This window comes from Mycoplana sp. 10N416, from assembly GCF_056394765.1.
Genome location: NZ_JBFTIM010000002.1, coordinates 560,873 through 580,938, shown reverse-complemented (window position 1 = coordinate 580,938; position 20,066 = coordinate 560,873). Strand labels below are relative to the sequence as shown.

Genomic DNA, 20,066 nt, shown 5'->3' with positions numbered 1-20,066 from the left:
CAGCACATCGCCGTCAGGCGTTCGGGGCGACCGGCACCGAGCCGCCATTGCCGGAGCGGCGCTCGCGCATGAAGCGGTCGAACTCCTCCTTGTCCTTCGCCTTGCGCAGTTCGTGCATATAGGCGTCGAATTCCTCGCGCATCTCGTCGAGCTTGCGGCGCTCCTCTTCGAGGCGCTTTAGTTCGGCATCGCGCCATTCGTCAAAGGCGACGTTGCCAGATCCGAAGCCATGGCCGCGAAACCCACGGCGATGCCCGCGGCAGGAGGCGAAAAAGCCATCCGCTCTCTCGTTGGCATCTTTCTTGAAGCTTTTCAGCCGCTCACCGAAGATGATGTAGGCGAGCATGGCCAGGCCCAGGGGCCAGAAGACCATAAAGCCCAGCACCATCAGCGCGATGGTCGCAGGCGTCCAGTCGGGACGCAGCAGTGCAGACTGGTTCATTTGCAATCTTCCTCACATTCGCCCGACCGCCACCACGGCGCCCGGTGATTTCGATGTGGTAAGGTGAAGATCGCCCTTCAAGACGCCGTCCGGCGGAATCGGACAAGCGCCTGAAAGCTCCACGCAAAATCGATGTGGAGCTATTTCCCGCTTGCGGACTTGCCGCCTTTGACGACGCGCGGGACGGTTTTCTCTCCGCGGCCGTTGGCGGCGATGAAGGAGAGGATGCGCGGGGCGATCTCGCGACGGAAGCGCGAGCCGTTGAACACGCCATAGTGACCGACATCCGGCTGCATGTAGTGCATGCGCATGTTTTCCGGGATGTTGGTGCAGATCGTCTGCGCGGCCTTGGTTTGGCCGACGCCGGAGATATCGTCATTCTCGCCCTCCACGGTCAGGAGTGCGACGTTGCGGATCGCCGTCGTGTCGACGCGCCGGCCGCGGTGCATCATCTCCCCCTTCGGGAGGGAATGCTTCATGAACACCGTCTCGACTGTCTGCAGATAGAACTCGGCCGTCATGTCCATCACCGCCAGGTACTCGTCGTAGAAGTCGCGGTGTTTTTCCGCAGCGTCGCCGTCGTTCTTGACGAGATGCGCGAAGAACTCCTTGTGGGCGATCAGGTGTCGGTCGAGGTTCATCGACATGAAGCCGGAAAGCTGCAGGAAGCCGGGATAGACCAGGCGCATGAAACCGGGTTGAGGCCACGGCACCGGCATGATCACATTGTCCCGGAACCAGTCGATCGGACGTTCCTCGGCAAGACGGTTCACCGCGGTCGGGTTGACGCGCGTATCGATCGGACCGCCCATCAGCGTCATCGACGACGGCGACAGCGGATCGCCGTCCTCTTCCATGCGCGCTACGGCGGCGAGCACCGGCACGGACGGCTGACAGACTGCGATTACGTGCGTGTCCGGTCCCAGCGCGTGCAGCATCTGGACGATGTAGTCGATGAAATCGTCGAGATCGAAGGCGCCATCCGACAGCGGCACCATCCGGGCGTCGACCCAGTCCGTGATGTAGATTTCCGCATCGGGCAGCAGCGTTTCGACCGTACCGCGCAGGAGGGTTGCGTAGTGGCCCGACATCGGCGCCACCATCAGGGTCTTCGGATCGGGCCGGTGCCCGGCCGGCAGGCAGCGCTCGAAATGGATGAGATTGCAGAACGGACGTTGCCAGACGATCTTCTCGTGAACCGACACAGTCTTGCCATCGATCACGGTTTCGTCGAGACCGAACGCCGGCTTGGCGTAGCGCCGGGTCGCCCGCTCCAAAACCTCCAGCCCCGCCGCCATCGACCGACCGAAATAGGTGTGCGAGAGGGGATTGAGCGGGTTGCTGTAGGCAAGCCGCATCTGGTCGGCCACAGCGCGCCAGGGCGCCATCATGGCGTGATTCATTTCATAGAGTTGGTAGTACATTCTAAGCAATCACCCCGTCGTGAACTTTTGGAAGCCGCCGTTCCGTTCGGGCGCGCACTGCGCTCGGTGCATGCTGCTGATCCGTGATTATTAACACACTATCATGTTTTCGCTGCGGTGCAACAGAACGGACACCGGCCGATTGGGGGCAAAAACTACCCCCGATAAGCATTTTGCCGGGTCGCTACCCCGTCCAGCCGCCATCGATCACATAGGCCTGGCCGGTCGTGTAGGTCGCCCCGGAGAGATAGACGGCGAGATCGGCGATCTCCTCCGGCGTTCCGATCCGCCCCATCGGCTGGCGCGCGACAAAGGCGGCACGCGCCGCCTCGTAGTCACCGCCCGCCCGCATGCGCTCCTGCAGCGACGGACTTTCCACCGTTCCGGGGCAAATCGCGTTGCAGCGGATATTCTGGCCGACATAGTCGGCGGCAATGGACTTGGTCAGGCCGATCACGGCAGCCTTGGTCACGGAATAGGCAAAGCGGTTCGGCACGCCTTTCACGCTGCTTGCAACGGAAGACATGTTGACGATGGTGCCGCCGCCCCGCGCCAGCATGCCCGGCAGCACGGCCCGCACGGTGCGCACCATGGAACGGACATTGAGGTCCCAGGCAAACTCAAGTTCCTCGTCCTTCACATCGAGGACGGTTCCTCCGTGGACGACACCAGCACAGTTGAAGAGAACGTCGACCGCGCCGACCTCTGCAATGGTACCCCTTATCGCGGTTTCGTCGCGGACATCGAGAAGACGCGTGGAAATGCCCTCCACGGCCAGCGTTTGCAGGGCTTCGCTGTTGATGTCCGTTGCGATCACGTTTGCGCCGGCACGCTTGTAGGCGAGCGCCGACGCGCGGCCGATCCCCTGCCCCGCGGCCGTGACCAGCGCCGTCTTGCCCATCAGGTTTGCGCTCATGTTGCTGTCCTCGACATCTGGGTTCTTCAGGGATTGATGGTACGGCAGGCAATCAGCCAGAGACCTTCGCTACCGCCTTGATCAGACCATGCTTCCGCGTCGAAGTGCCTCGTCAACGGCTGCTGCGGCGGCGCAGCTGGTCGAAATAGACGATCACAATGATCAGCAGGCCGGTGATGATGCGCTGCCAGAACGAATTGACATTCAGCAGGTTCGCGCCGTTGTTGATGGTCGCCAGGATGAAGGCGCCAATCAACGGGCCATGGACCGAGCCGACCGCCCCGAAGAGGCTGGTTCCACCGATGACCGACGAGGCGATCGCCTGCAACTCCCAGCCCTCCGCCTGTGTCGCGTTGCCGATGCCGATGCGCGAGGCGAGCAAGACACCGACGAAAGCCGCGCAGGTCGCCGACAGGATATAGGCCATGTAGATCGTGCGGTTGACGTTGACGCCAGACAGGCGCGCAGCCTCGCTGTTGGAGCCGACGGCGAAGAGATAGCGGCCCCAGCGGCTCAGATGCAGGAACACGTAGGCCGGCACCGCGATCAGGATCACCATCCAGAACAGGCTCGGAATGCCGAGGAAGTCGGATCGGGCGAAATTGGTGAACGCTTCGTTGGTGATCGAGATCGTCGAGCCATTGGTGATCAGCAGACCGATGCCGCGCAACGCCGTCAGCGTCGCAAGGGTGATGATGAACGGAGGAAGCCCCATGCGCACGATGCCGAAGCCGTGAAAGACGCCGATCGCGACACCCAGGAGAAGCGTGGCCGCGATGGCGATCCAGAGCGGCACGCCTGCCTGCAGAAGCCAGGCGAGGATGACGCTGGAAAAGCCGACGATCGCACCGACCGACAGGTCGATGCCGGCGGTGATGATGACGAAGGTCTGGCCAACCGCGAGGATGGCCGTCATCGCCCCTTGTCGCAGCAGGTTGGAGATGTTCAGCGGCGTCCAGAAGCTCGCGGTGACGATACCGAGCCCGATCCACAGAAGAAGAAGCAAGCCGATGAGCGTCAGGCTGAAGAGGACGTTCATCCCGCGCCGCGGCGCGACGGCTGCGGCGTCCGTTGAAGTGATGGTCATGCTTGCTTCTCCCTCTTCACTCTCGCGTCCGCCTAGACGCCAATCGCTTCGCCGAGCACTTCTTCGTGGGTCGCATCATGGAAATCGTGGCTGCCGACGAGCCTGCCGCCACGGAACACATGCAGTCGGTCCGCCAGCTCGTAGACTTCCGGCAGATAGGAGGAGATCAGGATGATGCCGGCGCCCTCTTTCAGGAGCTTGGCGAAGAGCCGGTAGATCTCCGCCTTCGTGCCGACGTCCACGCCGACGGTCGGCTCATCGAAGACGAAAAGCCGTGCACCGTAGCTCAGCCACTTGCCGATGACGATCTTCTGCTGGTTACCGCCCGACATCGCCGAGGCGAGCGCGCGCCGGGTCGGGGTCTTGATGCTGAGGTCGCGGATCTGCTTGTCGGCATTCGCCGCCTCCTCGGCGCGACCGATCACCGGGCCGTGACTCAGTTTCCTGAACACGGGAAGATTGATGTTGAGGCCGATCGGCAGGTTGAGGCACAGCCCCTGGTCGCGGCGACTTTCCGGGGCAAGGGCAATGCCCAGCTCCATCGCGGTCCGTTCGTTCCTGATCTCGACCTTGCTGCCCATCCAACGGATCTCGCCTGCTGAGATCGGATGGCGCCCGTAGAGGCCGAGCGCAAACTCGCTGCGGCCGGCGCCGATCAGGCCATAGAGGCCGACGATCTCGCCCGCCCGCACCGACAGCGAAATGTCTTCGAAGCCCGGACCGGAGAGACCGCGCGTCTCGAGAATCGTTTCCCCGAGCGGGATCTCCTCCTTGTGGTAGATCTGCTCGATCGAGCGGTTGATCATCAGCGCAATCAGCTCGTTCTCGTTGGTGTCGCCGATATTCCGCGTGCCGACATGCGTGCCGTCCCGCAGAACCGAGACCCGGTCGGCCAACTCGAACACTTCCTCCAGGCGATGGCTGATGTAGACGATCGTCACGCCCTCGCTCTGCAGGCGCCGGATCAGCTTGAAGAGCTGCGCGGACTCCTGGCGCGTCAGATAGGCGGTCGGCTCGTCAAAGATAAGGAACTGCGTGCCGCGCATGGCCGCCCGGGCGGTGGCGACGAGCTGCTGCTGGCCGATCGTCAACGAACCGAGGGGCACATCCGCGGGTAGGCCGAAGCCCAGATCGTCGAGGACGGCCCGGGCCATCTTCTCCATCTGCTTCTTCCGCATCAGGCCGTTGCGGTTCACCTCGTCGCCGAGAAAGAGATTTGCCGCCACGGTCAGGTGTGGGCAGAGGACCACTTCCTGATGCACCGCATTAATGCCGCGGGCGATCGCTTCGTTCGGCGTGGCTAGGGTAACCGGGTGACCGCACCACAGGATTTCGCCGGCGGTGCGCGTGATGACGCCGGTCAGGAGCTTGATGAGGGTGGATTTGCCCGCACCGTTCTCGCCGACGATCGCGTGGATTTCGCCCGCCAGAAAGATCATCGTCGCCGGCTTCAGCGCCTGCACGTAGCCGTAGTTCTTCTGCAAACCCTTCAATTCGAGGATCGGAGTGCCCGCGGCAATACGGCTTCCTTCGGTCAACAGCGCGTCATCATGGCGATGCGCGAGTTCTTCCAGCCGACTCATGGACGTCTCCTCCCGTCATGTCCGGTGCGGCCCTAAACGTCGAAGACGTCCAAGGGGCGTATGTCAAAGCCAGCCGCGCCGACACGTCAATGTCGGCGCGGCTGTGAAGCCGCCTACTTGATCTTGGGGTTGATCAGCGCGTCGATTTTCGGGTCGCTCATGTTGACCTTCGTCACCAGGTTCGCGCCGGTGTCTACATTTTCCGGCACACTCTCGCCCTTCGAGACCGCGAGCGCCGTCTTTATGCCGTCATAGCCCATACGGTAGGGGTCCTGCACGACGAGACCGGCAAGCGAGCCGTCCTTCAGGAAGCCGACCGTCTTGTCATCGCTGTCAAAGGCAATGACCTTGAGCTTGCTGCCGAGGTTGTTTTCCGCGATCGCCTGACCGACGCCCTGCCCCAGGATCAGGTTCGATGCAAAGGCACCGACGAGGTTCGGATTGGCGGTGATCAGGTCGGTCATCATGTTGAGGCCCGTCGTCGCCTGGCCATCACCGTATTTGTCGGCAATCACCTTGAGGCCCGGATACTTCGTCTTGACCTGGTCGAGGAAGCCCTCGCGGCGCTGCTCAAGCGAGCCGACGCCAGGGAGATTGGTGAGGATCACGACTTCACCCTCTTCCTTGCCGGTCATTTCCTTAATGGCGGCGGCTAGGCCATCAGCGGCGATCCGTCCGCCCTGGACGTTGTCGGTGGTCAGGAATGACTTGAAGGCCTTGGAATCCGCGGCCGAGTCGATGCCGATGATCGGCACGGCTTTTGCCGCTTCGTCGATCGGCTTGCCGAGCGCCTTGAATTCGGTCGGTGCGATCACCACCGCCGCCGGCTTGCCGGCAACCGCGTTCTCGAGAATGCTGATTTGACCATTGATGTCGGCCTCCGACTGCGCACCCAGTTCCGGCACGTTCACGCCGAGATCCTTGCCTGCGGCGCGGGCGCCGGCGAGCACGATCTGCCAGTAGAACGAGGTCGTGTCCTTCACGATGATCGGAATGGTGACGTCCTGCGCAAAGGATGCGGCCGGCGACATCGTCGCGAGAACGGCGGCACCGGCAAGCGCGGTAAAGGCGCGGCGGGACAAAAGCGATTTGGCGATGCGCATTTGGAAGTTCTCCTCTCTCGGTGCGTTCTCTCCTCCACAAACCGAACCGCTGAACGCACTGCGGATGGTTTTTATCTATAAAAAACATCTTCTCAGGTACGCGGGCAGCGGCGACCCCGCTTGGCAAACAATTGACCGCCTCTGATTATTCCACGCCCTGCCCCAGGCGCTTTCGCACAGTTCCTTCTACGTCCCCCAACCCGACCGACCTGCGATCGGCGGGAACCTGCCCAAGTGAAACATCGGTTCCGCAACGTTGTCAACGCAGAATATTCATTCTATTCGCCGGTCATCAGGGCCTAGCGGTCAGGCCTTGAAGACTTCGTTCGGGAGCACGACGCCCTTCCTGAGAATGATGTTGCCGTAAAGCCGAAATTCGGTGGTGGCGACGATATAGGCCGCCTGCCTGGCCATCTCGTAGAACGCAAAGCGCTCCACCGAATGGACGGCGAAGTCGCCCGCAAGCCGGTTGACGACCTTCTGGAACTCGGCGCACACCGGCGGCACGGCGGCCGGATCACCGACGACCTGCATTCGCCAGGCGGCTTCAGGTACGAAGGTGTCGAGCGGCATGTGCGTCAACACCGCCTCGGTCATGCTGATCGCATCGACGCCATCGGCGCGAATGACCCGGGGTCCCATGGAACTCGCCGGAAAATTCGCGTCCGCAATGACGATGTCGTCGCCGTGGCCCATAGTCCGCAACGCATGCAGCAGGTCGGGTCCGAGAAGGGGATGGATGCCTTTCAACATGCGCCAGATTCCTTTTGGAGAACTTCCTACTGACGGACGGCCTCGGTTCCGAGCGGGGGAGCCACCAGGCTATAGGCCGATGCCTCAGCATAGAACGCATCCGGCACGGGCGTCCTCAGCAACTCGGCATTGCGGCGCAGGCTGGACGGCTTGGCCGTACCGATCAGGACGGAGGCAACCGCCGGATGCCGACGAGGAAACTGCATTGCGGCAGCGGCAAGCGGAACACCATTCGCGCCGGCCAGTTCCTCCAGTGCGCGCACCCTCGAAAGTACGTCGTTCGATGCCGGCATGTAGTCGAAATGCGCGCCCTCAGCAGCCCCGGTTGCCAGAATGCCGGAATTGAAGACGCCGCCCGCGACGACAGAGGTGTTGCGCTCCAGGCAGAGCGGCAACAGATCATCGACGGCCGTCCGATCCAGCAGCGTGTAGCGGCCGGCCAGAAGAATGCAGTCAATCGACGCATGCTTCATCACGTCGAGACAGATCGGGACCTCGTTCACGCCCAGCCCGAAGGCCTTGATCGTGCCGGATGTCTTGAGTTCCTCAAGCGCCTTCAGCCCGGAATCCATCAGCGCCTTGAAATGGTATGCATTGCCCTCTGCCCCGTGCGTGTAAACGCCGATGTCGTGGACATACAGGATGTCGATCCGGTTCAGGCCGAGCCGGGCGTAGCTCAGTTCCAGTGATCGCATGATGCCGTCGTAGCTGTAATCGTAGCGCACGTCGAACGGCAGCGGATCGACGTAGCCGTAGTTCGGGACCTTGTCGTCGGCGACCGGAAACATGATGCGGCCGACCTTGGTGGACAGGACCCATTCCTGGTTCGGCTTGTCTCGCAGGAAATCGCCAAGCTCGCGTTCGGCGAGGCCGAAACCGTACCAGGGCGCTGTATCGAAATACCGAATCCCCTCGTCCCAGGCCGCCTGCAACGTTTCCATCGCCACGTCGCGCGGGCAGGCACGGTAGAGACCGCCCAGCGCGGCCGTGCCGAAGCTGTATTCCGTGACGGAAAGCCCCGTCGTCCCAATGGTGCTTGTCAGCATGGCGCCTCCCGCAGCACGCTGGACCACCCTGCGCGTAGTGCTTTGCGCTAAACCCTTCTGTCTTTTAACTACAATAGACAGATCAAGGTCAATGGTCTATGTGCTCAGCAGCAGTAGGGAGTAGGAACACGCGCGCCTCCGTATCAACCGACTGGATAAGGCGCCGACTACTGCTAAGGGAGCGCGACGGCACCTCATTCCTCGGGGCGGGATTCATGGCCAAGCAGAACACCGTGTTCAAGGATGCATTCAATCGTTGCCTCGGTCTCATCGAGAAGGCCGACAGGCTACCATCCGAACCGGAACTCGGCAGCCAGCTCGGCGTCAGTCGCACCACCGTCCGCGCGATCCTGGCGCGCCTGGAGGAGATCGGGCTGATCGAGTGGTCCAAGCGCCGCAAGGTCGTTCTCCGCAAACCTTCTCGGTCCGACCACTTCCCGGCGGAAGAGACCGACTCGCTTTCCGAGATCATCGAGCGCAGCTTCATGCGGCGGATTCTCGCCGGCGGCGCCGAGCCCGGCATGCAGATCAACGAACTGGAGCTAGCCCGCGAGATCGGCACCGGCACGACGAGCGTGCGCGAATTCCTGATCCGCTTCAGCCGGTTCGGCCTGATCGAGAAGCGGCCGAACAGCCATTGGGTACTGAAGGGATTCACACCCGAGTTCGCGCTGGAACTGACAGAGGTGCGCGAGATGTTCGAATTGCGCTCCGCAGCCGCCTTCGCACACCTGCCGGCAGAGCATCATGCCTGGGCGGAACTGGAGGCGATCGCCGCCCTCCACCGCGAAATCCTCTCCGACGTGGAAAACCGCTACCGCGAGTTCTCCGCACTGGACGAGAGGTTTCACCTGCTCGTGCACAAGGCCTCGAAGAACCGCTTCATCGTCGATTTCTACGACATCATCGCGATCGTCTTCCACTACCACTACCAGTGGAACAAGACGAATGCCCGCCAGCGCAATGCTCGCGCACTGGAGGAACACCTTGCCTATATCCAGGCGTTGCAGTCGCGTGACCCCGCCCGGATCGACGAAGCCTGCCGGCGGCACTTGAAGTCGGCGCGGGAAACCTTGCTGCAATCGATCAGTTGAAGGTCCGGTCGTCTCTTTACGGCCTCAGTAGCCGCCGCCCTTTTGCTGCGTCTCGGCCAGGCCGAGGAAGTCGCGCCGCAACCGGTCCATCGCCCCTACCAGGCAATTGACGTCGGTGCCGATCGCCATGAAATCGGCGCCCATGGCCCGGTATTCGTGCGCCTGATCCAGCAGAACGGTCATGATGCCGCGCGCCTTGCCGTGCTTGTGAACGCGCGCGAAGGCATCGCGGATCGCCTCCGTCACCGGCGGGGCCGACGGTTGGCCGAGATAGCCCATGTCGGCGGCGAGATCGGAAGGGCCGATGAAGATGCCGTCGACGCCCTCGATTGCGGCGATCTCGTCGAGCGCGGCCAATCCGGCCCGGCTCTCGATCTGCACGATCAGGCAGATCTCGTCATTTGCCGTAGTCAGATATTCGGGGGTGCGGTTGAAATCGCTCGCGCGCCCGAGCCCGGCCCCGACGCCGCGGATACCGGCGGGCGGATAGCGCACGGCGCGCACCAGCGCACGGGCCTGCTCGGCGGTCTCCACCATCGGGATCAAAAAGCTCTGCGCGCCCTGGTCGAGCAGTTGCTTCAACAGCCACGCCTCGCCCATCGGCGGGCGGACGATCGGGTGGCTGGCGGTGCCGCGCAGGGCACCGATCTGGGCACCGAGCAGCGGCATGTCGTTCGGTCCGTGCTCGCCGTCCAAAAGCAACCAGTCGTAGCCGCTGCCGGACGCGATCTCCGCAGCATAGGCACTGCCGAGCGCGACCCACAGGCCGAGCTGAAACCGGCCCTCCCGAAGGGCGGCCTTGAAGGTGTTCTTGGGGGCGGACATGGCGCAATTCCTCGGTGCGACGATTGACGGTTCACCGGCCGGTTCGGCCCGGCCGGTGAAGGATTACGTTGATCAGGCGATGCCACCAAGGCAGACATACTTGATCTCGGTGAACTCCTCGATGCCGTACTTCGAGCCCTCCCGGCCCAGGCCCGACAGCTTCACGCCACCGAACGGCGCCTCGGCGGTCGAGATCAGCCCGGTGTTGACGCCGACCATGCCGTACTCCAGCGCCTCTGCGACGCGGAAGACGCGGGCGAGATCCTTGGCATAGAAGTACGAGGCCAGTCCGAATTCGGTGTCGTTCGCCTGCGCGATCACGTCCGCCTCGTCCTTGAACCGGAAGAGCGGCGCCACCGGGCCAAAAGTCTCCTCGCGGGCGACCGCCATTTCCGGCGTGACGTCGGCAATGACGGTGGCTTCATAGAAGGTGCCGCCGAGCGCATGGCGCTTGCCGCCCTGGACGACACGACCGCCCTTGGAAACCGCGTCGGAAACATGCTCCTCGACCTTGGCGAGCGCCGCCTGGTCGATCAGCGGCCCGAGTATCACGCCCTCGTCGAAACCGTTGCCGGTCTTGAGCTTGCCGACGGCCGCCGCCAGCTTCTCGGCAAACGCCTCGTAGACTCCGTCCTGCGCATAGATGCGGTTGGCACAGACGCAGGTCTGGCCGTTGTTGCGGAATTTCGCGATCAGCGCACCCTCGACGGCCGCATCGAGATCGGCGTCGTCGAAGACGATGAAGGGTGCGTTGCCGCCAAGCTCGAGACCGAGCTTCTTGATGGTCGGCGCGCTTTGGCGGTAGAGTTCGGCGCCGATCTCGGTCGAACCGGTGAACGTCAGCTTGCGCACGGTCGGATTTGCGGTCATTTCCGCGCCGATCGCCGCCGCCGAGCCGGTGATGACGCTGAACAGGCCGGCAGGCAGGCCAGCACGCTCGGCAAGCAGCGCAATGGCAATTGCCGAGAACGGGGTCTGCGACGCCGGCTTCAACACCATCGCGCAGCCGGCGGCGAAGGCCGGGCCGGCCTTGCGGGTGATCATTGCGTTCGGGAAGTTCCATGGCGTGATCGCCGCGACGACACCGATCGGCTGCTTCATCACCAGGATGCGCTTGTCCTTCTGGTGGCCCGGCATAATGTCACCATAGACCCGGCGCGCCTCTTCGGCGAACCATTCGACGAAGCTGGCGCCATAGGCGATCTCACCCTTGGCTTCCGCCAGCGGCTTGCCCTGCTCCATCGTCAGGATCCGGCCGAGGTCGTCCTGGTTTGCCATCATCAGCTCGAACCATTTGCGAAGGATCGTCGAGCGCTCCTTGGCGGTGCGGCCGGCCCATTCCTTCTGGGCCTTTTCCGCAGCCGCGATCGCTTCCTTGGTCTCGGCGGCACCGAGCTTCGGCACGTAGCCCACGAGCTCGCCGGTTGCCGGGTTTTTCACGGCGATCGCCGACTTCGGATCGGCCTCGATCCAGCGTGTGCCGACCAGGGCTGCCTGGCGCAGCAGTGTGGGATCCTTCAAGCTCATCAGGGGTCTCCTCGATTCATTTCATTTGGCGTGGTTATAGGCTCTTTCGCGCCGTTTCGACAATCACGTCGAAGGCGGTTTCCGCGTCCGCCTCAGTCATCTCGAACTGTCCCGCCTGGAAACGGATGACGAGGCGCCCGCCGACACGCGTCTGCGTCAGGTAGATGCGGCCGTCATCGTTGATCGCGTTCAGGAGCGCCTGATTGTGCTGATCCGCATCGCCGTCCGTTCGGTGGCAGAAAGAGAACAGCGACAGCACCGGCTCGGTGACGATCTCGAAATCCGGCTCCGCCGCCAGGCGCTGCGCCAGCCGCTGCGACCAGGCGACGTGATTGCGGATCATCGTCTTCAGTCCGGACAGGCCGTGATGGCGGATGAGGAACCAGAGCTTCAGCGCACGAAAACGCCGGCCGAGCGGCACCGACCACTCCGAGTAGTTGATGATGCCGTCCTTGCCGTGCGTCTTCAGATATTCGGGCTGGATTGCCAGGGTGCGGACCAGATCGTCCGGGTTGCGCAGGAAATGCGCCGAGCAGTCGAACTGGGCGCCGAGCCATTTGTGCGGATTGAACACGACCGAATCGGCGCCTTCAACGCCCCGCCACAACGACCTGAACTCCTCGCAGATCATCGCCGCTCCCGCCCAGGCGGCGTCGACATGGACATAGAGCCCGTACCGCCTCGCCACTTCGACGACGGCGCCAATGTCATCGCAGGCGCCCGTGCTGGTGCCGCCCGTGCAGGCGACGATTCCGGCCGGTCGGTAGCCGGATTCTAGATCCAACTTGATTGCATCCTCGAGTGCGCCGACATCCATTCCACGAAGTTGTCCCGCCACTGGAATTCGGACGAGGTTCTCCTCGCCGATGCCGGAAACCCAGATTGCGCGGTCGATCGAGGTGTGGACCTGGTCCGAGGCATAGACGCGCACGCGGTCGCCGCCCGACAGGCCGCTCTTGTTGCCTTTCCACTGCAGCGCCCGTTCGCGCATCACCAGCACGGCGGCGAGCGTCGCCGAGGAGGCTGAATCCTGGATCACGCCGGCAAAGCCTTCGGGCAAGCCGATCGCCTGTCGCAGCCAGTCGAGCACTCTCGTCTCGAGTTCGGTTGCCGCCGGCGAGGTCTGCCAGAGCATGCATTGCGCCGCCATCGCGCTGACAAGATACTCGGCGACCACGGATACGGGGGCTGCATTGGCCGGAAAGTAAGCGAAGAAGCGCGGATGCTGCCAATGGGTCATGCCCGGCACGATCTTGTTTTCGAAGTCGGCGAAGATCTGTTCCATCGGCTCGCCTACTTCAGGCGGCGACGCCGGAATCTTTGATCCGGTTTCACCTGGCATCAGGACGGGCCTTACGGGACGTTCACGGATGGTCTCTCGATAGTCCGCGCCCCATTCGGCCGCCTTGGCCGACCAATGCCTGAATTCGCCTGCATCCATGTCGTTGTCGCTCCTCGCTCAATCTATTCGACATAAATGCTTTTCGATTGACCGATCAAGCCTCGTGCAGACGCACTGGCGTCTGCACCGATCCGGCAAAAATGGCGACTTTCCTCTTCCTGTCGACATACACAGCCGCTCGCCCGCGATTGGGAATGGCGTGCACGGTTACCGGCAGGCGCTCGGATGCCGATCCGTCAACACTTTCTCAGAACAACATCTCCTGCGCCGGACCGACCGGCACGATTCCGGCCGGGTTGAGCGAAGCGATCGAATAGTAGCCGCGCTTGATATGATCGAGATTGACCGTTTCGGCCACGCCGGGCCAGTCATGCAGGCGGCGCACGAAGGCACGCAGCCGCGGATAATCCGCAAGCCTTCGCAAGTTGCACTTGAACAGGCCGTGATAGGCGGCGTCGAAACGGACCAAAGTGACGAACAGCCGGATGTCCGCCTCCGTCGGGTGGTCGGCGAAGAGGAAGGACCGATCACCGAGTTCGCCCTCGACCCAGTCGAGTGTCGTGAAGACGTCGAGGAATGCCTCCTCATAGGCAAGCTGTGTCGTGGCGAAGCCGGCGCGATAGACGCCGTTGTTCAAGCCGGGATAGATCCGGGCATTGAACGCGTCGATCACTTCGCGATGCTGCTCCGGATAGAGGTCGATTATCCCGGTGGCGAGATCGCCGAAACCGTCATTCATCATGCGCAGGATGTCGGCCGATTCGTTGTTGACGATCGTTCCGCGCTCTTTGTCCCAGAGCACCGGCACCGTCGCACGGCCGGTATAATGGGGATCGGCGCGTGTGTAGATCTCGTGCATGTAGGTGGCGCCGTTCACCTCGTCGTGAGTCGACCCCGGATAGCCGCCGAAGCGCCAGCCCTCCTTCGTCAGCGCCGGCTCCACCACGGAGAGGCCGATCACGTCCTCCAGCCGCTTGAGGCTTCGGCCGATCAGCGTCCTGGACGCCCAGGGACAGATGTAGGCGACATAGAGGTGATAGCGACCGGCCTCGGCAGCAAAGCCGCCCTCGCCCGTCGGGCCCGGCGCACCATCGGGCGTGACCCAATTGCGAAAGCCGGAAATCTGTCGAACAAATCCGCCCTTTTCGTCCTTTGCCTGTACCGGCTGCCAGTCCGTCGTCCATTTGCCATCCACCAGCATGACGGTCTCCTCTGCTCGCGTGTTCTTGCGGACGGGTCAGCCGCGCCGATCGGCGACGACCGCGCTTGATCACGAACCAAAACACCAACCGTGTCAATTTTCTGAGGTGCGGACCGCGCCCTTTTGATTTCGCTAAACAATAACGAAAAGCCCCGCGACAACGCGGGGCTTCCTTATCCGTTCCAGCAAATCCATGCCGACAATGACCGCCAATCAGATGTCCAAATTGGCGACGCTGAGTGCATTCTCCTGAATGAACTCGCGGCGCGGTTCCACCTCGTCGCCCATCAGGCGCGAGAACAGCCCGTCCGCATCGGTGGCGTCCGACACACGGACTTGCAGCAGGGTCCGAACGTTCGGATCGAGCGTCGTTTCCCAGAGCTGCTCGGCATTCATTTCGCCAAGGCCCTTGTAGCGCTGCAGGGTCAGTCCCTTGCGGCCGGCCGCGAAGATCGTGTCAAGAAGCATGCGTGGTCCGCTGATCTCGATCTCCGAATCCTTCCGCCGCAGTTTCGGGGGAATCGCGTAGATGTCCTTCAGCCGCAGCGACAACTGGTCAAGGTGGCGCGCATCGGACGAGCCGACCAAGGCCATGTCGAGATGGGCATATTCCCTCACCCCGCGCACGGTGCGCTCGAACGCCAACCCGCCATCGGAGGCGACCGACCCGCTCCAGCCACGTTCGGTTTCTTCGGCAATCAGGTCCAGCCGGCGCGCAACCTGTTCGGCCATCTCGGCGTAGCCTTCGCGGTTGTGGCTCAGTTCCAGATTGAGCGCACCGCAAATGGCCGCCTGTTCGACGATGGCGCGATTGTAGCGCGAATGCAGCCCATCGAGCAGTGCACGCAGCCGCAGTGCGTCCTGGATCACCTCGCGCATGTCCTGTCCGGCGCGGACCTCGCCCGAGCCGAGCTCCAGCGCCGCATCTTCCAGGCCCGCCGAGATCAGGTAGTCGTCAAGCGCCTTTTCGTCCTTGAGGTACTGGCCCGACTTTCCGCGCGAAACCTTGTAGAGCGGTGGCTGGGCGATATAGAGGTGACCGCGCTCGATCAGTTCCGGCATCTGGCGGAAGAAGAAGGTCAGAAGCAATGTACGGATATGCGCGCCGTCGACGTCGGCGTCGGTCATGATGATGATCTTGTGGTAGCGCAGCTTATCCGGATTGAACTCGTCCTTGCCGATCGAGGTGCCGAGCGCGGTGATCAGGGTGCCGATTTCCTGGCTCGACAGCATCTTGTCGAAGCGGGCACGCTCGACGTTGAGGATCTTGCCGCGCAGCGGCAGGATCGCCTGGTTCTCGCGCGACCGGCCCTGCTTTGCCGAGCCGCCGGCCGAGTCGCCCTCCACGAGGAAAACCTCGGACTTTGCCGGGTCACGTTCGGAACAATCGGCAAGCTTGCCGGGCAGCGAGGAGATGTCGAGCGCGCCCTTGCGGCGCGTCAGCTCGCGCGCCTTGCGGGCGGCCTCGCGGGCGGCTGCGGCTTCGACCACCTTGCCGACCAATACCTTGGCCTCGGAAGGATGCTCCTCGAGCCAATTACTCAATGCTTCGCTGACAAGGCTCTCCACGACCGGCCGGACCTCGGACGAGACGAGCTTGTCCTTCGTCTGCGAGGAGAACTTCGGGTCGGGGACCTTGACGGAGAGAACCGCGGTCAGGCCTTCGCGGCAGTCGTCGCCGGTCAGGGAGACCTTCTCCCTCTTGAGGATGCCCGAGCTCTCGCCATAGGAGACGACCTGGCGCGTCAGCGCGCCGCGGAAGCCGGCAAGGTGCGTGCCGCCGTCGCGCTGGGGGATGTTGTTGGTGAAGCAGAGCACGTTTTCGTGGTAACTGTCGTTCCACCACATCGCCACCTCGACCGTGATTCCATCGCGCTCGCCTCGGATGGCGATGGGCTTGGGCACCAGCGGCTTCTTGGCGCGGTCCAGGAAATGGACGAAGGCCTCGAGGCCACCGTCATACATCAGTTCGTCCTGCTTGACGTCGGAGTGGCGCCGGTCGGTGAGGAGAATTCGCACGCCGGAGTTCAGGAAGGCGAGTTCGCGCAGCCGGTGCTCGAGCGTCTGATAGTTGAACTCGATGTTTGAAAACGTCTCTGGGCTCGGCAGGAAGGTCACCGCGGTGCCCGTCTCATCGCCGCAGTCGCCGGTCACCGTCAGCGGCCCGTCTGCGACGCCGTGGGTGAAACTCATCTCGTGGATGTGCCCGCCGCGGCGGATCTTGAGCCTCAGCGAAACCGAAAGCGCGTTCACGACCGAAACACCAACGCCGTGCAGGCCGCCGGAGACCTTGTAGGAGTTCTGGTCGAACTTTCCGCCCGCGTGCAGCTGGGTCATGATGACCTCAGCCGCGGAGACACCCTCTTCCTTGTGGATGTCGGTTGGAATCCCGCGTCCATTGTCGGTAACGGTCACAGAGCCGTCGGCGTTCAATGTCACGGTGACGATGTCGGCGTGCCCCGCCAGCGCCTCGTCGATCGCATTGTCCACCACCTCGTAGACCATATGATGAAGCCCCGAACCGTCGTCCGTGTCACCGATATACATGCCCGGCCGCTTGCGCACGGCATCGAGGCCCTTGAGCACCTTGATGGAATCGGCGCCATACTCGGCCGGGCCGCTGTTTTCGGTCTCATGCGTATCGGTCATGCGGGGTGTCTTTCCAGGGTTCCACGAGGAGCACGGACGCGGCGAATCACCACGCATCCAGCCCGTCGAATATAGGGATTTTGGCCCAGCTTTCCAAATCTTGTGGCCGCCAATAGCGGCAGAAATCAGGGGAACACGTCATTTTGCCCGGCTATTGCAGGCCTTTTCGAGAATGCCGGCGAGGCGCCTGATGGTTTCTGGCGGCAGATCGCGAATTTCCGCCGCGAGACGATTGGCAAGGGCCGTGTACTCCGGTGGCAATCCGGCCGTGTCAACGGTGATTTTCGGGTCGGAGATGCGCGCCAGCCGGAACAGTTCCTCGGCCTCATCCCAGATGACGTTGAAGTAGCCTGCGACGCGCTGGAGAAAATCGAAGCTCGGCATACCGCGCCGGCCGTGCTCCAGTGCCGAAAGATAAGCCGGCGAAACGTTCAGGGCCGCCGCCATCTCCTTTTGCGAGACGCGCTTTTGTTCCCGCAGGTGTCTAACCGCGACGCCGAACGGGGTCGTCATGACCGTTCGGCCTTGTGGCGGGCAAGCCGCACATAGAGCGCACCGTCGCCGCCGTGATTGCGCGCCGCTGGCTCGTAGGAGGAAATCAGCGGACGGAACTCCGGCAGCGAGAACCAGAGCGGTACCGCGCGCCTCAGCGCCCCGTCGCTGCCGAGGGATGTTCCCTTGCCCGTGATCACCAGCACGTGGCGCATCCCCCGGGCGTGCGCCTTGATCAAGAAACTCAAGAGGAGGCCGTGCGCCTCGCTCTGGATCATTCCATGCAGGTCGAGCCGCGCCTCGAGCGCCAGATGGCCCTTGGCGATCTTGCGCTTGACGGGACGTTCCAGTGGATGAAGGCGACGCTCGTTCGGGGCGGTCGTTATCCGGATTCCGCTATCCTTCGCCCCGTTGCGCTGCGCTTCGGGCATTACGGCGGTCACCAAATCCGCCTCTTCCTTCGGCGCGAGGAATGCTTCCAGTGCTTCCAGCTCCTGCAGCCGGCCCGGCAGGGCGCGGGCACTCCGCGCAACCTTGCCCCAAAGAATGCGGTCTTCGCCGCTGAGGGGCTTATCCTTCGCCATGCTCATATCTCTGCGCGGCCGTTTTCGGTATGAAGACAAAAAAATCGGCGGCGTTGCGGACGTGCCCCGCGAGGTCGCCGGCGGCATAACCGGAACCGGTGAAGATGTCGCCGCGGTTCGGCCCGACGATGGCCGACCCGGTATCGAGCGCCAGCATCGTCCGGGCAAAGAGTTCGCCGCCATCGAGATGGGTCAGGCCGTCGCTGCGGATGAAGAACGGCGTGCCGAACGTATGAATCTGGCGGTCCACCGCAAGCGATCGTCCGGCAACGATGGGAACCTTTGCGGCCGCAACCGGACCCAGCGCTGAATCGTCGACCGGCGCGTCCCGGAAGAAAATATAGGATCGATTGTGCCAAAGCACCGCGTCCACCTGTTCGGGATGGCGGGCAAGCCAATCGCGGATCGAGGCCATGGACACCGTCGCCGCATCGATCTCGCCGCGCTCGATCAAGAGCTTGCCGATCGGCGAGAAGCGATGGCCGGTCTTGGCGGCATAGGTAATGCGCCGGACGGTTCCGTCGGGATAATGCAGGCGCGCCGCGCCCTGGATGTGGATGAAGAAGACATCCGCCCTGGAGCGGCAAAAGGCGATTTCCAAACCGCGGCCGCGAAGCAGTCCCTGGTCGATCGCCGCCCGATCGGGGTATTCCTCGATCCGGCCGTCGCGAAGGCGGCCGAAGGCAAAGTAAGGATCAAAACCCGCCGGGCGATTGGCGTCGTCGATGTCGACAATGTCGTCTGGCCGGCGATAGAACGGGAAGCGGAATTCCGCGTCCGGCTCGGCCCGCACCTCGACCTCCGGCTCGTAATAGGCGGTAACGAGCCCGCTTTCACCGTCCATCCTCTCAATCAGGAACGGTTTGAACCAACTCTCGAAGAATTCCCGCGCCTGTGCGGGGCTCCCCGAGGCGTACTCGCTTGCCGCGGTCAGGGCTGGCAGCAGTTCGCCGGCGCTGACGCCAAGCGAGCCCGTGCGATAGGGCTTCGCTGTCACGATCTGGTGGCGACAGCGCGCCATCATCTCGAAGAGGTTTGTCGGATCGTCCTCCGTCCATCCGGGCAGATCGGGGAAAGCAACCGGTTTCAGACGGAATTGCATCTTGCCGATCAGCCTTCCGATTCGGTGGCGATCAGCTTCCAGTTCGGATCGCGCGAACGGACATCTCGGGCGAAGGTCCAGATATCGTTCACCTCGGCAACCGCTTCCGCATCACCGTCGATCAGGTTGCCATCCTTGTCGTAGGTCGCGGAAATCAGCTGGCTGATGATCCTGATCGTAATGTTGACTTCCTGATCCTTGACCTCGGCAGAAACGATGTCGGCCTTTTCAATGCCGACGAAATTCGATTTCACCACCTCGCCCTTGCTCTCGCGCTCCGAGATGGCGGCGTCGAAGCCCTCATAGACCTCGCGGGAGAGGAGATTTTTCAGGGTCTTGCGATCGCCGTCGGCGAAGGCAACAACGATCATTTCATAGGCCAGTTTTGCGCCATTGACGAATTCGTTCGGGCTGAAGGACGGGTCGCCGTCGACCACGCGGCGAAGCGATTGGTTCAGCGGTCCGGCCGGCGTGAAGGCATCGACCTGCGCATAAGGCCCGTCCTCGCCTTCCGAGCCATCCCGGCGTGGCAGGGTGACGACCTTGCCGCGGTCAGGGGTCGGCACCGATTCGGTCGACTCGCGCCGCGAGTAGGGATCGAAGGGTGGTTTCTCGTTTCCCGTGCGCCGACCAAGAACATTGCGCAGCTGCAGAAAAATCACGACCGCCGCCACGAGAAAGAAAATCGTTACAAAGTCGAATGAGCCCATATGATCCGAAACCACCGTTCACCTTTTTTGACTTCTTCCATATAGTCCGCAAACGCCCAATCTTCAAATGTCGACGAGACCGTTCACTCGATTGTGCCAGGCGCAGGGTTGACCATCTGCCGTCGA

General features: G+C 62.8%; 18 protein-coding genes. 1 reads left to right on the top strand and 17 read right to left on the bottom strand.

Features of this window, described 5'->3' with window-relative positions; all coding sequences use genetic code 11:
- Positions 1 to 13: 13 nt before the first annotated feature.
- From AC1DDS_RS06980 to AC1DDS_RS06945, 8 genes are all read right to left on the bottom strand, one after another.
- On the bottom strand, positions 14 to 442 hold the full coding sequence (locus tag AC1DDS_RS06980; protein ID WP_310414156.1) for a DUF2852 domain-containing protein: 429 nt from the start codon (positions 440 to 442) through the stop codon (positions 14 to 16).
- Between the two features lie 140 nt (positions 443 to 582).
- On the bottom strand, positions 583 to 1,866 hold the full coding sequence (gene phaZ / locus AC1DDS_RS06975; protein ID WP_477478208.1) for a polyhydroxyalkanoate depolymerase: 1,284 nt from the start codon (positions 1,864 to 1,866) through the stop codon (positions 583 to 585).
- A 184-nt stretch (positions 1,867 to 2,050) separates the two neighbouring features.
- The gene (locus tag AC1DDS_RS06970) at positions 2,051 to 2,782 is read right to left on the bottom strand and encodes an SDR family oxidoreductase (protein ID WP_477478207.1); all 732 of its coding nucleotides are present in this window, start codon (positions 2,780 to 2,782) and stop codon (positions 2,051 to 2,053) included.
- A gap of 112 nt (positions 2,783 to 2,894) precedes the next feature.
- Complete coding sequence (locus AC1DDS_RS06965) at positions 2,895 to 3,869, bottom strand: ABC transporter permease (RefSeq protein ID WP_477478206.1); 975 nt, start codon at positions 3,867 to 3,869, stop codon at positions 2,895 to 2,897.
- A gap of 32 nt (positions 3,870 to 3,901) precedes the next feature.
- A complete protein-coding gene (locus AC1DDS_RS06960; RefSeq protein ID WP_477478205.1) occupies positions 3,902 to 5,452 on the bottom strand; it encodes a sugar ABC transporter ATP-binding protein in 1,551 nt (516 codons plus the stop codon).
- A gap of 113 nt (positions 5,453 to 5,565) precedes the next feature.
- Positions 5,566 to 6,555 carry a substrate-binding domain-containing protein gene (locus AC1DDS_RS06955; RefSeq protein ID WP_477478204.1) on the bottom strand — a complete coding sequence of 330 codons (990 nt, stop codon included), beginning with the start codon at positions 6,553 to 6,555 and terminating at the stop codon, positions 5,566 to 5,568.
- 306 nt (positions 6,556 to 6,861) lie between these two features.
- The gene (locus AC1DDS_RS06950) at positions 6,862 to 7,308 is read right to left on the bottom strand and encodes an RbsD/FucU family protein (RefSeq protein WP_477478203.1); all 447 of its coding nucleotides are present in this window, start codon (positions 7,306 to 7,308) and stop codon (positions 6,862 to 6,864) included.
- 26 nt (positions 7,309 to 7,334) lie between these two features.
- Positions 7,335 to 8,354 (bottom strand): aldo/keto reductase, encoded by a 1,020-nt coding sequence (locus AC1DDS_RS06945; protein WP_477478202.1) that lies wholly within the window; start codon positions 8,352 to 8,354, stop codon positions 7,335 to 7,337.
- A gap of 215 nt (positions 8,355 to 8,569) precedes the next feature.
- On the opposite strand from AC1DDS_RS06945, the gene AC1DDS_RS06940 reads away from it, so the two are divergent.
- Entirely contained in the window at positions 8,570 to 9,448 is an 879-nt protein-coding gene (locus AC1DDS_RS06940; protein ID WP_477478201.1) for a GntR family transcriptional regulator, read from the top strand.
- 24 nt (positions 9,449 to 9,472) lie between these two features.
- Here the strand turns inward: AC1DDS_RS06940 and AC1DDS_RS06935 are convergent, their stop codons facing one another.
- The 9 genes from AC1DDS_RS06935 to AC1DDS_RS06895 form a co-directional block, all read right to left on the bottom strand.
- Positions 9,473 to 10,273, bottom strand: coding sequence for an HpcH/HpaI aldolase family protein (locus AC1DDS_RS06935; RefSeq protein ID WP_477478200.1), 801 nt, complete (start codon positions 10,271 to 10,273; stop codon positions 9,473 to 9,475).
- Positions 10,274 to 10,345: 72 nt separating this feature from the next.
- A complete protein-coding gene (gabD, locus tag AC1DDS_RS06930) occupies positions 10,346 to 11,800 on the bottom strand; it encodes an NADP-dependent succinate-semialdehyde dehydrogenase (protein WP_477478199.1) in 1,455 nt (484 codons plus the stop codon).
- Between the two features lie 34 nt (positions 11,801 to 11,834).
- Positions 11,835 to 13,241: a pyridoxal phosphate-dependent decarboxylase family protein gene (locus AC1DDS_RS06925; protein ID WP_477478198.1), complete on the bottom strand. Its 1,407-nt coding sequence runs from the start codon at positions 13,239 to 13,241 to the stop codon at positions 11,835 to 11,837.
- A gap of 208 nt (positions 13,242 to 13,449) precedes the next feature.
- On the bottom strand, positions 13,450 to 14,403 hold the full coding sequence (locus AC1DDS_RS06920) for a glutathione S-transferase family protein (protein ID WP_477478197.1): 954 nt from the start codon (positions 14,401 to 14,403) through the stop codon (positions 13,450 to 13,452).
- A 213-nt stretch (positions 14,404 to 14,616) separates the two neighbouring features.
- Positions 14,617 to 17,052 carry a DNA topoisomerase (ATP-hydrolyzing) subunit B gene (gyrB, locus tag AC1DDS_RS06915; protein ID WP_477478196.1) on the bottom strand — a complete coding sequence of 812 codons (2,436 nt, stop codon included), beginning with the start codon at positions 17,050 to 17,052 and terminating at the stop codon, positions 14,617 to 14,619.
- Between the two features lie 138 nt (positions 17,053 to 17,190).
- The gene (locus AC1DDS_RS06910) at positions 17,191 to 17,565 is read right to left on the bottom strand and encodes a helix-turn-helix domain-containing protein (RefSeq protein WP_310414114.1); all 375 of its coding nucleotides are present in this window, start codon (positions 17,563 to 17,565) and stop codon (positions 17,191 to 17,193) included.
- Positions 17,562 to 18,128 carry a Smr/MutS family protein gene (locus AC1DDS_RS06905; protein WP_477478195.1) on the bottom strand — a complete coding sequence of 189 codons (567 nt, stop codon included), beginning with the start codon at positions 18,126 to 18,128 and terminating at the stop codon, positions 17,562 to 17,564. The genes AC1DDS_RS06910 and AC1DDS_RS06905 overlap by 4 nt, the downstream gene beginning before the upstream one ends.
- Positions 18,115 to 19,230, bottom strand: a complete 1,116-nt coding sequence (gene mltA, locus AC1DDS_RS06900) for a murein transglycosylase A (RefSeq protein ID WP_477478194.1) — start codon at positions 19,228 to 19,230, stop codon at positions 18,115 to 18,117. Before mltA ends, AC1DDS_RS06905 begins: the two co-directional genes overlap by 14 nt.
- Positions 19,231 to 19,238: 8 nt before the next feature.
- Complete coding sequence (locus AC1DDS_RS06895; protein WP_477478193.1) at positions 19,239 to 19,940, bottom strand: Tim44/TimA family putative adaptor protein; 702 nt, start codon at positions 19,938 to 19,940, stop codon at positions 19,239 to 19,241.
- Between the last annotated feature and the right edge of the window lie 126 nt (positions 19,941 to 20,066).